Annotated in this window: 14 protein-coding genes; 12 read left to right on the forward strand and 2 right to left on the reverse strand. The window is 42.0% G+C overall.

Translation table 11 applies throughout. The annotated features are described in order from the left end of the window. Positions 1-294: 294 nt before the first annotated feature. The 5 genes from ACYRY3_RS27710 (at position 295) to ACYRY3_RS27730 (ending at position 4,226) form a co-directional block, all read left to right on the forward strand. The gene (locus ACYRY3_RS27710; RefSeq protein WP_460204874.1) at positions 295-579 is read left to right on the forward strand and encodes a hypothetical protein; all 285 of its coding nucleotides are present in this window, start codon (positions 295-297) and stop codon (positions 577-579) included. Between the two features lie 22 nt (positions 580-601). Beyond that, positions 602-784: a hypothetical protein gene (locus ACYRY3_RS27715; RefSeq protein WP_460204875.1), complete on the forward strand. Its 183-nt coding sequence runs from the start codon at positions 602-604 to the stop codon at positions 782-784. 62 nt (positions 785-846) lie between these two features. After that, positions 847-1,668 carry a squalene/phytoene synthase family protein gene (locus ACYRY3_RS27720; RefSeq protein WP_460204877.1) on the forward strand — a complete coding sequence of 274 codons (822 nt, stop codon included), beginning with the start codon at positions 847-849 and terminating at the stop codon, positions 1,666-1,668. Between the two features lie 199 nt (positions 1,669-1,867). Continuing rightward, positions 1,868-3,322 (forward strand): hopanoid biosynthesis associated radical SAM protein HpnJ, encoded by a 1,455-nt coding sequence (gene hpnJ, locus ACYRY3_RS27725; protein WP_460204878.1) that lies wholly within the window; start codon positions 1,868-1,870, stop codon positions 3,320-3,322. A 46-nt stretch (positions 3,323-3,368) separates the two neighbouring features. After that, a complete protein-coding gene (locus ACYRY3_RS27730) occupies positions 3,369-4,226 on the forward strand; it encodes a ferritin-like domain-containing protein (RefSeq protein WP_460204879.1) in 858 nt (285 codons plus the stop codon). A gap of 52 nt (positions 4,227-4,278) precedes the next feature. On the opposite strand, the gene ACYRY3_RS27735 is transcribed toward ACYRY3_RS27730, so the two are convergent. After that, positions 4,279-4,410: a hypothetical protein gene (locus tag ACYRY3_RS27735; protein ID WP_460204881.1), complete on the reverse strand. Its 132-nt coding sequence runs from the start codon at positions 4,408-4,410 to the stop codon at positions 4,279-4,281. A 237-nt stretch (positions 4,411-4,647) separates the two neighbouring features. Beyond that, a complete protein-coding gene (locus ACYRY3_RS27740) occupies positions 4,648-6,273 on the reverse strand; it encodes a cyclic peptide export ABC transporter (protein ID WP_460204882.1) in 1,626 nt (541 codons plus the stop codon). Between the two features lie 191 nt (positions 6,274-6,464). On the opposite strand from ACYRY3_RS27740, the gene hpnI reads away from it, so the two are divergent. From hpnI to ACYRY3_RS27775, 7 genes are all read left to right on the forward strand, one after another. Next, positions 6,465-7,649 carry a bacteriohopanetetrol glucosamine biosynthesis glycosyltransferase HpnI gene (gene hpnI, locus ACYRY3_RS27745; RefSeq protein WP_460204883.1) on the forward strand — a complete coding sequence of 395 codons (1,185 nt, stop codon included), beginning with the start codon at positions 6,465-6,467 and terminating at the stop codon, positions 7,647-7,649. A 113-nt stretch (positions 7,650-7,762) separates the two neighbouring features. After that, entirely contained in the window at positions 7,763-9,457 is a 1,695-nt protein-coding gene (locus ACYRY3_RS27750) for a B12-binding domain-containing radical SAM protein (protein ID WP_460204884.1), read from the forward strand. 154 nt (positions 9,458-9,611) lie between these two features. Beyond that, complete coding sequence (locus ACYRY3_RS27755) at positions 9,612-9,863, forward strand: type II toxin-antitoxin system Phd/YefM family antitoxin (protein WP_460204885.1); 252 nt, start codon at positions 9,612-9,614, stop codon at positions 9,861-9,863. Between the two features lie 5 nt (positions 9,864-9,868). Continuing rightward, positions 9,869-10,129, forward strand: a complete 261-nt coding sequence (locus ACYRY3_RS27760; RefSeq protein WP_460204886.1) for a Txe/YoeB family addiction module toxin — start codon at positions 9,869-9,871, stop codon at positions 10,127-10,129. A gap of 358 nt (positions 10,130-10,487) precedes the next feature. Further along, positions 10,488-10,670 (forward strand): type II toxin-antitoxin system Phd/YefM family antitoxin, encoded by a 183-nt coding sequence (locus tag ACYRY3_RS27765; protein ID WP_460204887.1) that lies wholly within the window; start codon positions 10,488-10,490, stop codon positions 10,668-10,670. A 332-nt stretch (positions 10,671-11,002) separates the two neighbouring features. Further along, positions 11,003-11,125: a hypothetical protein gene (locus tag ACYRY3_RS27770; RefSeq protein WP_460204984.1), complete on the forward strand. Its 123-nt coding sequence runs from the start codon at positions 11,003-11,005 to the stop codon at positions 11,123-11,125. A gap of 450 nt (positions 11,126-11,575) precedes the next feature. Continuing rightward, on the forward strand, positions 11,576-12,565 hold the full coding sequence (locus tag ACYRY3_RS27775) for a glycosyltransferase family 2 protein (protein ID WP_460204888.1): 990 nt from the start codon (positions 11,576-11,578) through the stop codon (positions 12,563-12,565). Positions 12,566-12,624: the final 59 nt, after the last annotated feature.

Raw genomic sequence — 12,624 nt, forward strand, 5'->3', positions numbered from 1 at the left:
CACTCCGTTTACGCTAAGCTTAATGGCACACCTTGGATAATTTTGCGCCGCGCATTTTTTATAAATAGTTAACTATTAGTTTACTTCACTAGCAGACCCCACTTATCTACCTAATTATCTTTGAGCAGAACTCAACGAAGGAATTCCACAGATAATGACTACAGTAATAGCCCAGTGGCATTTCGAGCATTGGGGTTGAAAGGTCAATAAACTCTAAAATACGCAAAAAGCGGTCAGCTTTTCTGGGTTGGGAAGGTGGTATATGTGTTAAAGTCACTTAATATTTTTCCAGTTATGCCCTGGCCTGCCGATAGACAACAAAAGACCCTCGAAAACCATTGTGCAAACAAAGGGAATGAAAACTTTTGGGGTCTTGGTAGCAAGAAGGAGTTGTCTGGGAACTTTCACACCCTCTATTATCGTCATTATACAACATCAATGCAGATATATAGCAGTTTGCCATTGCACGCAGAGGAGAGTCGCTTGCAGAAGATTAACCGTAGAGCTTGGGGATCGGTTAACACGGTAATCATTCATGTCAGAGGAGAGTGTGAAAAATCACAGATAATCTGTAGCTAACAAGTCCAATAGGTGGACACTGATGTTATTTCTGGCACGTCATTTTTATCTTCTATCACAGAAAATAACTGCTCGGTGTCTGTCCAGTGAGTCAGAAGTTGGTGAGTGCTGGATTGGGTTTGCTTTGTTACTGATAGCTAATAAATTTGAAAGTTATCATGTCAACGAGCATAACGAATTCAGCAATCCCAACTTTTTGATTTAAGTAGTTACTTTTTAACCAACAATATTAAGCAAGTTAACAATACTCAATGGAGCTGCAATCATATGGACTTGTATGGAGATGCCTTAAATATCCTAAAGGAAACGAGTCGGACATTTTACATCCCAATAGTTCGTTTACCACTTGGTTTGCAAGAAGCAGTGGCATCAGCTTATTTGTGTTTGCGAGCTATTGATGAAATTGAAGACCATTCAGAACTAGATAACCCCACTAAAGCAAAATTACTGCGATCGATTAGTTTGACATTACAAGCCGGGGTGGATGGTTTTGCAGTTGACGCTTTCCAAAAAGGATTGAGCACCCATGAAAATGTATTACCAGAGGTTTCCATTCGCATTCGCGAATGGGCAATACTTGCTCCTGCAACTATTGCACCTCGAATTTGGGATGCAACTGCTGCAATGGCAGACAGAATGGCTTACTGGGCAGAACGCAATTGGAAGATTCAGACTGAGTCCGATCTAGATCGTTACACATTTGGAGTTGCTGGTGCAGTAGGCTTGATGCTTTCCGATCTTTGGGCGTGGTATGATGGAACCCAGACAAACCGTACCCATGCCATTGGTTTTGGTCGGGGGTTACAAGCGGTTAACATCCTCCGCAATCACACTGAGGATTTGTCTCGTGGGGTAAATTTTTATCCTGATGCCTGGACTGAGGAGAAGATGCACCAGTATGCTCGTCAAAATCTAGCACTGGCAGATGCCTACATCAGCTCTCTTCCTGTGGGTCCAGCTTTGGACTTTTGCAACATTCCGTTAACTCTGGCTTATGGAACCCTTGAAGCCCTAATGAATGGTAAACAAAAACTGAGCCGCAGCGATGTGCTTGCACTCATTGACCAATTGACAAAAACAAGCAGGTAAAGTATACAAATCTTGTTGTGCTATCCAAAAGGAAACTGCACTACAGCGGTTTACATCCTCACACACTACAAACTATGTTTGTTTTCGTTTATTGTTAGGGTCTAAAATTTTGCTAAAAATTGCTCCTCGCACGCACTCACACATTGTTAAAGTAGTTTTTATGTCAAGTTCAGATGAGTAAGTTCTTGTTTTTAAATTTGTGAAAACAACTCTTTTCCTCAATCCTCCTTCCTTTGATGGGTTTGACGGTGGTGCAGGTTCCCGTTACCAAGCCAAACGTGAAATTACTTCCTATTGGTACCCTACATGGTTGGCGCAGCCAGCTGCCCTCGTTCCAGGAAGCAAGCTTGTAGATGCTCCTCCGCACAACCAAACGGTAGAAGATGTGCTGAAAATCGCCAAGGATTATGAATTGGTTATCATGCATACCAGCACACCCTCCTTGGCTAATGATGTAAAGTGTGCTTTGGCAATTAAGGAGCAAAACCCTCAGGTACAAATTGGTTTCGTGGGAGCGCATACGGCAGTTTTACCAGAGGAAACACTGAGAGAAAACTCAGTTATTGACTTTGTATGTCGCAACGAATTCGACTATACCTGTAAGGAATTGGCAGAAGGGAAACCTTTGGAGCAAATTCAAGGTCTGAGTTTTCGCGAGAGTAACGGTAATATAAGACACAATCAAGAACGCGAATTAATTCACGATTGGGATGTCATGCCCAGCGTACTACCGATTTATGCACGTGACTTGGACATTACCAAGTATTTCATCGGTTATTTATTGCATCCTTATGTTTCTTTTTATACAGGTAGGGGTTGCCCTGCTAAATGCACCTTCTGTCTCTGGCCTCAAACAATTGGCGGTCATCAATATCGTAGCAAAAGCCCGGAAGCAGTTGGGCGGGAAATGGAAGAAGCCAAAGCTATTTTTGGTGACAAGGTGCAGGAATATATGTTTGATGATGACACCTTCACTATAGACAAGCATCGGGCGATCGCCATTAGCGAGCACATGAAACGATTGAAGCTCACTTGGAGCTGCAATGCACGTGCCAATTTAGACTACGATACTCTCAAGCAGCTACGTAATAATGGTTTGCGACTGTTATTGGTAGGATTTGAATCGGGTAATCAACAAATTCTAGATGGCATTAAGAAAGGCATTAAATTAGAAGTGGCGCGAAAGTTTATGGAGAACTGCCACAAACTTGGTATCACCGTACACGGTACATTCATCATCGGCTTACCAAACGAAACCCGCGAGACAATTGAGGAAACAATTCGCTTTGCATGCGAGATGAATCCCCACACCATCCAAGTTTCCATCGCCGCCCCCTATCCTGGTACTGAACTCTACCGACAAGCACAAACTAACGGTTGGTTTAATGACAGTACCTTAGTCGCCAACTCTGGTATTCAAATGTCCACACTGCAATATCCGAACCTCTCCGGTGCTGAGATTGAAGATGCAGTAGAACAAATGTACCGTCGTTTTTATTTTAGACCCAAAGCCATCATTCCAATAGTGGGTGAAATGCTAACCAATCCTCAAATGTTAGTGCGTCGCTTGCGAGAAGGACGCGAATTTTTCTCTTACCTAAAAGACCGTCGTACCCAAGCAGCTACTAAAACACCATCAGTGGTTAGTGGTTAGTTGTTAGTAGGAAAAAAACAACACTCGACACATAAGGTATTTACAAATGAAACTTGGAAGTGAAACTCACAAAGAGCTTTTCTGTCGCAGCTTTATTGAGAGCCATATCAAGTTTGAACCCGAGCAACTTTCTTGGCCAACTGTAGACAGTGTAACTCTCGATCGCTTGCGCGGTATTCCTTTTTGGAAAGAAGCCATCAGTACAGAACAACGGGCAGGGGCTATGGTTCATGCTTTTGCAGAAACAATTAGCGATCCACTACTGCGAGAAGCGATCGCCTTACAAGGAATGGAAGAAACCCGCCACTTCCGACTTATTCAGTTTTTAGTAAACCATTACGATATTAAGATTTCTCCACCTCCAGAACCAGTACTCCCTAGCAATATTAAAACAGCCTTCCTTGACTTTGGCTTTGGAGAATGTCTTGACTCGTTCTTAGCTTTTGGACTATTTGGAATTGCCCGCCTAGCTCGCTATATGCCCGAGTCATTGTTTGAGATTTTCCATCCAATTCTTAACGAAGAAGCACGTCATATTATGTTCTTTGTAAATTGGGTAACGTACTTACAAATCAATGAAGGTAAAAGTAACTGGATGCGAGGAATTGATGCTCTTTGGCATTACGGGAGAGCATTTCAAGACAAAATCCAAGCTTTTCATGGCTCAACTGAAGATAAACAGGTTGGTTTCACTGCCACTGGAGCTAGTAACTTTATGGATAATTTAACCCTCGAACTATTTTTGTCTACTTGCCTTAAAGAAAATGCCAAACGCATGAGTGCCTTTGACAAACAGCTCCTCCAACCGCAACTATTACCTACACTTGCCAAGATTTCTCTCCCCATTATCAAGCTAATATCTCGGCGTCAATCCAAGCCAATCGCACAGTTTTCCAAACAATAAGGGATGTCCAAGAAATAAATTATCTTGTGGTACGGGCGTCCTCGCCCGTCACTTACAATTGACTGCCCTTAATCCCCCACCACAAGAGAAAGTTGGATATTTTTTTATCTGGAAGTCCCTTAGCACGAAAAGTACCATCCAACGTAGGTTGGGTTGAGGAACGAAACCCAACAAAATCAGTCATATCAAGTCCGGTTAATTAGTTATGATTAAACAATCTGTACAAAAACCAGAAAACTCGCTCCCCCTCTCCCCCTCTGCCTTAATGATAAGTCTTTACCCGGACATGATATCATTTGTTAGGTTGGGCTACAGCGAGACCCAACCAACAATTTATCTTAACTGAACCGTATTGCTCACCGCTTCTACTTAAACTGTTCTGGTTCAAGACGCGAAAATTGCAATTCCTTGACGTTGTATTCTACTCATTGCCACGGTCAAACTCCACTTTACCGTAGTCCAATTTTATAATCCGGTCAGCTACATGAAAATAGCGATCGTCGTGGGTAATTGCCAGTACAGTTTTGCCCTTATCCCTAAGTTGTGGTAGAAGTTGAGTGTAAAACGTTTTTTTAAATACTGGGTCTTGGTCAGCTGCCCATTCATCAAAAAGATAGATGGGTCTGTCTTCCAAAAATGCAGTAAGCAAAGCCACTCTTTTACGCTGTCCTTGTGAAAGATTTGTGGTAGAAAGCTTGCCATTTTCAACTGTGACCTTATGGTCTAATTGGAGTATCTTCAAATACTCTTGGGCTTGAGTATCAAGGTCAACATTTTCTAATCCCAAAAGTTCATCAAATAAATAAAAGTCAGAGAACACTACGGAAAAATGCTGGCGATACCACTCTCGATTGTTTTCCGTAATAGATTCCCCATCAAATTGAATTTCTCCTGCCTCAGGGACGTAGAGCCCGGTGATGATTTTGGCTAAAGTAGATTTACCACTCCCATTTCCCCCCACAATAAACACCAGTTGTTGGGGGTGAAGCGTCAGATCGATAGGACCGAGAATAAAGGTGCTATCTTCGCGATCTGTGCGATAAGTATGGATAACATCTACCAGTTGTAAACACTGCCAGGAAGACTTGCTTTCAGGTGGAACAGTTAAGACTTCCGCTTGACTGGTTAGGGATAAGCCCAGTGCTTCGATTTTTTGTAAGGCAATGCCAGCTTTGCTAAGCCGAGGAAAACTCTCCACTATGTTGTTCATCGGCATCATTAAGTAGGCAAAGATTAAGATGTAGCCAGAACGGGTTTGGGAACTTATGGTCAGCAGATGGGGAAGCGCAAACAAGACAAAACCAATCGCGAAAAAAAATAAAAGTCTTCCCCAGCTAGTGGTGGATGTAAAAAGGGTTAGACCTTGAGTGTTGTGACGGCGGAAGGTAGCAGCTGCTGAGTCCAGATGGTTGGCAAGGAAAAATTGACGCCGTCTGTAGTGCAGCTTGAGTTCTTTAACCCCTTCTGTAATGGTGCGGAAATGCTTAAACAATACATCTTGATCCTCACGGGCAAGGGCAAGGAATTTCTCTCCCCTTCTCAATAACCATTGGGAACTGCCAATTGCTACCACTGCAAGCGCTACAACCATCAGAAGTACCAACCATGAGAGCCAAGTTATATACAACAGGCAGCCGACAACAATTGCAACATCAATGCAGAGGTAAGGAATGAGATGAACAGCGTCAGTAACCGCTTGCACATCCTCCGTAAGAGTTGCCAAGAGACGGGGGCTTCCTATTTGTTCTAAATGACTCAACCCAGAAGAGAGAATCTGGCGACTCAAACGCGTCCGCAATTGGAACACAGCATGCTGAGATAAGCGAATCAGCATGACCTGAGAAATGATACTCGTTATAAGAGCAACTAATGAGAGCCCCACAAAACTCCAAGCCAGGAGTGTGAGGCGGTCAGTTGTGCCTTGGCTGCCAGCAGTGCTAATGAGGGCAATGAGGCTAGCGCTACTGCTGCCGCTTAATAATCCAGTGACAATCGCAATCGCCACCATCCTCCAAGAAGAACGCAGGAGAAAGTAAATCAGGTTCATGACGGTAGACTGCAAACCAATTGAGATCGCACTTTTGGAAAAGACAAAAATTGTATATATAAAAGTCTCTTATAGTATCGCCTGAAAGTGGTAATTTTACATCCCAAAATTATAGGTTGTGTAGACATAAAATCGTACACTGGTTCCGGTAACTTATAAAACGCGCACGCTGTTTGCGCTCTAGGTAGTCAATGCATATTTCGGTGTTTTCAACGGCTTCCCTCAGTCAGGCGATCGCAATTTGCTTTTTATTCATCCTTTGTATATCAGCCGTATTGTTTTACTGCTACGGCATCTACGCGGCAATAGAGTTTTTTTCACATTCCATGAAGATAGACCCGGACTTCCACCCACCCATTACTATCTTGAAGCCAATATGCGGTTTAGACATTGATACCTATGAAAACTTTGTCTCGTTCTGCCAACAGGACTACCCGAAGTACCAAATTATTTTTAGTGTACGTGACGAAGGCGACCCCAGTGTGGAAGTCGTTAAGAAAATCATCAATGAGTTCCCAGAAGTTGATATTCGTCTGGTGGTAAGCAATCGCACGATTGGCACAAACCTAAAAGTCAGCAATTTAGCAAATGCACAAGCGGAAGCCAAGTATTCTATCCTGTTGCTTGCAGATAGCGACGTTCGTGTTGGTTCAGACTATTTGAGACGCGTTGTTCAGCCAATGAGAGACCCATCTGTGGGTGTCGTGACCTGTTTGTACCGTCCCCTAGTGCGGGGGTGGGTGGCGATGTTTGAAGCTGTGGGAATTTCGACAGAATACCATGCTGGCATTCTAGTCGCTCGAAAACTAGAGGGAATGAAGTTTGCCCTCGGCCCAACCATTGCTATCCGGAAAACAACTTTAGAAGCAGTTGGAGGATTTGTGGCAATTGCCGATTATCTGGCAGATGACTTTCAACTGGGCTACTTGCCTGCCCGAGCTGGTTATAAAGTCGTGCTTTCTGACTATATAATTGACCATGCGATCGCAACAGAAAGCTGGAGCGATCTTATCGACCGTCAAACACGGTGGAATTGTTGTACGCGAGTTTCCCGTCCTTGGGGTTATCTAGGGCTAATCTTTACCCACGGCACATCGACTAGCTTATTATTTTTGATTGCAACATCCGGGTCAATGTTTGGCTGGGCTGTGCTGTTGTTAACTTGGAGTACAAGATTGCTCTTGGCTTGGGTCGTTGGAGTTAATAGCCTCAAAGATTCAGTTGCCAAAAATTGTTTGTGGCTGGTACCTTTACGCGACCTCATCAGCTTTGGATTGTGGTGCTACAGCTTTGTTGGTGACACCTTCGAGTGGCGCGGTCAGCGACTGCGGTTGACAAGAGGTGGCAAACTCGTCCCACTGACACCGGACTCGTAAGCCAAAAACAGCAACCGTGGCTTGTGAAAAACGGTAAGCTAGTGGCAATACCATCTGAATCTAATAATCTACTGTTCAATTAGGTACTCAGTTTTCTGGAGAGAACTTTGGGGATGAGTGTTAATCTAAATTCTTTAGAAAATCCGACAGATTTGGTAACTGCTCCTGCCACTACAAAAACTCGCTACATTCCGCGCCATCATCGTCGCATTCTCTGCATTTTTCCTAAGTACAGTCGCTCGTTTGGTACCCTCCACCATGCTTACCCTTTGATAAGCCGTGTCAAGGCTTTTATGCCACCCCAAGGGATTTTAGTTGTAGCGTCCTATTTACCTAAAGAGTGGGAAATCCGGTTTATTGATGAGAATGTGTGTCCTTGCAAAAGGAGTGATTACCAATGGGCTGATGTGGTGATTGCGAGTGGAATGCACATCCAAAGACCACAAATCAATCAAATTAACGAACTAGCCCATAGAGAAGGCAAAATTACAGTTGTCGGTGGTCCCTCAGTCTCTGGTTGCCCGGAGTATTACCCTGAGTTTGATATTTTACATTTAGGTGAATTAGGGGATGCAACTGATAAGATGATTGAGTATTTGGATGCAAATCACACGCGCCCCCAAAAGCAAATTCGCTTTGAAACAAAAGAACGGTTACCTCTTAATGAGTTCCCGATTCCGGCATATCACCTGATTAATCTCAAACAATATTTTCTGGCAAACGTTCAGTTTTCCAGTGGTTGCCCTTACAATTGTGAGTTTTGTGATATACCCGAACTCTACGGGCGCAACCCCCGCCTGAAAGAACCAAAGCAAGTTCTGGCTGAACTTGATGCCATGCTGGAATCTGGGAATCCGGGGGCAGTGTACTTTGTTGATGATAACTTTGTGGGCGATCGCCGTGCCGTCATGAAGTTGCTTCCTCATCTCATTGAATGGCAAAAAAGCAACGGCTACCCCATTCAATTTGCCTGTGAAGCCACGCTAAATTTGGCTCAAAGCCCAAAATTGTTGGAAATGATGCGAGAAGCTTATTTTTGTACGGTTTTTTGCGGTATTGAAACACCGGAAACGAATGCTCTTCAAGCCATTTCCAAAACCCACAACCTAAGTATGCCGATTCTGGAAGCGGTTAAAGTTTTGAACAGTTATGGCATGGAGGTGGTATCGGGAATAATTATCGGGTTGGATACGGATACACCAGACACCGCAGATAGAATTCTGGAATTTATTCGTTTATCCCAAATTCCCATGTTGACAATTAACCTGCTTCATGCATTGCCAAAAACTCCACTATGGCGCAGGTTAGAACAAGAAGGGCGACTCGTGTTGGATGAAAATCGGGAGTCAAATATCGAATTTTTAATGCCTTACGAACAAGTTATTCAGATGTGGCGACGCTGCATTACAACTGCGTATGAACCGGAATTTTTATACCAACGATATGCTTACAATATGGAGCACACATACCCCAACCGCATTAAGGTTCCCAATAGCCCAGCCCGTACTTCTTGGGCAAATATCAAAAAAGGTTTGACGATTTTAAGTAATATCATGCTCAGGGTAGGTGTCTTCGGCAACTACCGCGAAACCTTTTGGAATATGGCACTACCCGCACTAAAAGCTGGCAGAATAGAAAGTTTAATTCATGTGGGACTTGTGGGGCACCATCTGATTAAGTTTGCACACGAGTGTGCCCAGGGAGATGAATCTGCTTCCTTCTACTCGCAGAAGTTGCGCGATCGCAAACTGATTACTCCCTTCCCGCTAGAAGATTACCAAAAACGTAACATAAAAAATACATTGTGATTACAAAACAAGCTCTGGTTTCTACAACGCTTGAGTGGGTCAAAGGGCTGGAAATTGCGTGCTCGCTGATTTACGGGCCAAATATTTCTTGCTTATTGGTACGCAATTACGTACTATAATAGCTATAAGATCGTTTATCTAAGGTGGAAATGTTATGAATTGCTTATTAGCTTCTGAAGCTCGTGAAAATTTATACAAATTAATCGATCAGGTCGCTGAGACACACGACCCAGTAATGATAAAAGGCAAAAGAACTGAAGCTATCTTAGTCTCTAGAGAAGATTGGGAGGCCATACAAGAAACCCTTTATCTAGCCTCCCTTCCTAGCTTTGTCGAATCAGTAAAAGGTATCGAAAACAATCCTATTGAAGAATGGACAAATGCTAAAGATCTCGGACTGCTATAAGTGCTATGTGGGAGATTTTTCTTAGTAAAAAAGCGGTAGCAGATTTAGAGAAAATTAAGAACGCTGGATTGGAAGAAAAGGTAATATCTCTTCTGAAAATATTGCAAGAGAACCCTTTTACCAACCCTCCACCTTATGAAAAGTTGGTAGGAGACTTATCAGGTTACTATTCACGTAGAATTAATATCAAGCATCGCCTTGTATACAAAGTAATGAAAGAAGAACAAATCGTACAGGTGTTTAGAATGTGGACGCACTATGAGTAGTTTGTTGCCGAATCTTGAGTAGTGCAGTTTAAAACGGCGATAAGTAAAGGTTTTGAAGGAATTGAGCATAGTACATATAAATTAGTTGCTTGAAGTAACCGATTATTTGGAGTCATGTTAACTGGATGTAGAATTTTATTTGGCTCTCGGTAGTCTTTGAAACATGCCGCCTAATCTCTATGCTTTCTGTCATTCTTCCCCAAAGATTTGGGGAAGAATGACAAGCAGAAGAACAAGTTCAAAAGTTGTTACTGCATATTGGGATAAAAATGTGATACAATGCTAATTTAAACGTTAAGTACCAGTAATGCGAGTTCTAAGGCTGTAAATCAGGGTCAAAATATTTACATCAATAGCTATGTCAACAAGAACGCTCGATCTTCAACAATTACAAATCAGTGTTAGTGAGTTGCTCTCCTTGATTCAAGATGATAAAGAAATAGTCATTACTAATGGTAGTACTCCTGTTGCTAAATTGACTCTACTTAATCCTGTTGCTCAAGCCATCAGTGAATCAGAAAAAAACCTCTACCCGGATTAAATTTAGGTGCAATGGAAATGAGCAATGATTTCGATCAACCTTTATCCGATGAATTTTGGTTGCAAAATTCATGAATTTACTATTAGATACACATACCTTTATTTGGTGGGATAGCGAGCCAACAAAACTTTCTAAGTGAGCATTAGACTTATTAGCAGATAAGAATAATATTAGGTTATTAAGTGTTGTAAGTCTCTGGGAAATCCAAATTAAAGACCAGTTAGGTAAACTAACACTAAATAAACCTTTAGGCGAAATTATTGCTAGTCAACAAAAAAAATTATATCGAAATCTTACCAATAACCGTTGCTCATGTTTTAGCTTTAGACGGTTTGCCTCTTTATCATAAAGATCCTTTTGACCGATTACTAATTGCTCAAGCTAATATAGAAAATGCTGTGCTAATTAGTTGTGATGCTGTTTTTACTAATTATTCAGTTCAGGTAAAATGGTAGCTCATGCTATACAATGAGAAGATTTCTGAGAAGGCAATCATGAATACTAGCCTTGGCGATGTGGTTATTTATAGTCGATGATGACATTTCTCATAGAACTGTTTTGCTTCTTCAGAAATCGCGTTGCGCCCGATGTACCCGGATATTAATTGTTACATCCCGAATTTGATTTTCGGTTGCCGCAGAATGAGGTTTCATCAATAGAAATCCTTTAACGTTTACACATTGAGTCTACAAATATTGTATACTCAAGCCCACCAAATCTAAGCTGTAGTGGACAGTACCAATCCTACGTGTATTTCAAAAATTAAATAGTAATCCTATATTAGAGTAAAAACAAAATGAGTAACAGTAGAGACAAAAAGGCATTTCATTTGTCGTATTCATAGTTCCAAAAATTATTAAAACCTTTTGCCATAATCTTCTTGTCCCTTCTCTCAAGGACAATCAATGGGACAGGCAGAAGTATCATCTGTAGCACAGTTATGCAGTTTTTCCATAGTGTTAGAAACGGAAAACTTAGCTGATGCTAACCTCAACGCATTTTTTGATTCCTTAGCTTCTCTAGAAAACCAAGATATCTCACCCACCTTTGCCAACGAAGTTTTACTGATAGATAGCGGCGATGTTCCCCCGGCAAATCTTGAAAAACTTCAAGGAAAATATCCTTGGATTACAGTTCATCAAGCAGCCTTAGGAACAAGTTATTACAAAGCCAAGATGGTAGGCGCGGCATTGGCTACAGGAGATATCGTTGTCTATTGCGATTCAGATTGTATTTATGAAAAACACTGGCTGAGAAATCTCCTGACCCCCTTTACTCAAGACAATAACATCCAAATCGTAGCTGGAGAAACGACAACAAGAGGTCGAGGTTCATACGGTACTGCAATGGCATTGACCTACATATTTCCCCAATTTTCAGGGCAAAAAAACTTAACAAAAACCTGTCAATATTTTCTAAATAACGTAGCTTTTCGACGGGATTTTCTCCTAAAATACCCTATTTCTACCGACCTTCCCCTTTACCGAGGTAACTGCGTCATTCATGCCCAAAATATACGCTCTTTAGGTTACTCTATTTGGAGACAACCACAGGCTAGGGCAACCCATGCTCCACCTAATGGATTATCCCACTTTTTCTGGCGCTTTCTACTCATTGGTCATGATTATTACTGGCAAAAATGTCTTTTAGAACAGGCTAAATCCAAAGGAAACTATCAAGAACCCATATCTGGATTCAAAGGGAAATTACAAATTTTCTGTGAAAGATTGGGGAAAATGTTATCTTATAACCTCAGTCACTTAATTTACTTGCCCTTTGCAATTCCAATCATTATAACTGCAGCGTTTCTCATTTTTGTGGGGTATGCCGTGACTCGCTTTCAACCACAATATTTGCTAACTACATATAACAAAAAACTCTTTGAACGCTCCTGATGACCCTTCAACGCCACCACCGCGCTACATCTTGAATGGCAGTAATGACTTCTGTAACT

This window comes from Scytonema sp. NUACC21 (assembly GCF_054684315.1).

Excerpts from the sequence above, each read along its gene's own strand:
- ACYRY3_RS27710 (WP_460204874.1), top strand. The coding sequence starts at position 295 with ATGCCCTGGCCTGCCGATAGACAACAAAAGACCCTCGAAAACCATTGT.
- ACYRY3_RS27715 (WP_460204875.1), top strand. The coding sequence starts at position 602 with ATGTTATTTCTGGCACGTCATTTTTATCTTCTATCACAGAAAATAACT.
- ACYRY3_RS27720 (WP_460204877.1), top strand. The coding sequence starts at position 847 with ATGGACTTGTATGGAGATGCCTTAAATATCCTAAAGGAAACGAGTCGG.
- ACYRY3_RS27730 (WP_460204879.1), top strand. The coding sequence starts at position 3,369 with ATGAAACTTGGAAGTGAAACTCACAAAGAGCTTTTCTGTCGCAGCTTT.
- ACYRY3_RS27735 (WP_460204881.1), bottom strand. The coding sequence starts at position 4,410 with ATGACTGATTTTGTTGGGTTTCGTTCCTCAACCCAACCTACGTTGGAT.
- ACYRY3_RS27740 (WP_460204882.1), bottom strand. The coding sequence starts at position 6,273 with ATGAACCTGATTTACTTTCTCCTGCGTTCTTCTTGGAGGATGGTGGCG.
- hpnI (WP_460204883.1), top strand. The coding sequence starts at position 6,465 with ATGCATATTTCGGTGTTTTCAACGGCTTCCCTCAGTCAGGCGATCGCA.
- ACYRY3_RS27750 (WP_460204884.1), top strand. The coding sequence starts at position 7,763 with ATGAGTGTTAATCTAAATTCTTTAGAAAATCCGACAGATTTGGTAACT.
- ACYRY3_RS27755 (WP_460204885.1), top strand. The coding sequence starts at position 9,612 with ATGAATTGCTTATTAGCTTCTGAAGCTCGTGAAAATTTATACAAATTA.
- ACYRY3_RS27760 (WP_460204886.1), top strand. The coding sequence starts at position 9,869 with ATGTGGGAGATTTTTCTTAGTAAAAAAGCGGTAGCAGATTTAGAGAAA.
- ACYRY3_RS27765 (WP_460204887.1), top strand. The coding sequence starts at position 10,488 with ATGTCAACAAGAACGCTCGATCTTCAACAATTACAAATCAGTGTTAGT.
- ACYRY3_RS27775 (WP_460204888.1), top strand. The coding sequence starts at position 11,576 with ATGGGACAGGCAGAAGTATCATCTGTAGCACAGTTATGCAGTTTTTCC.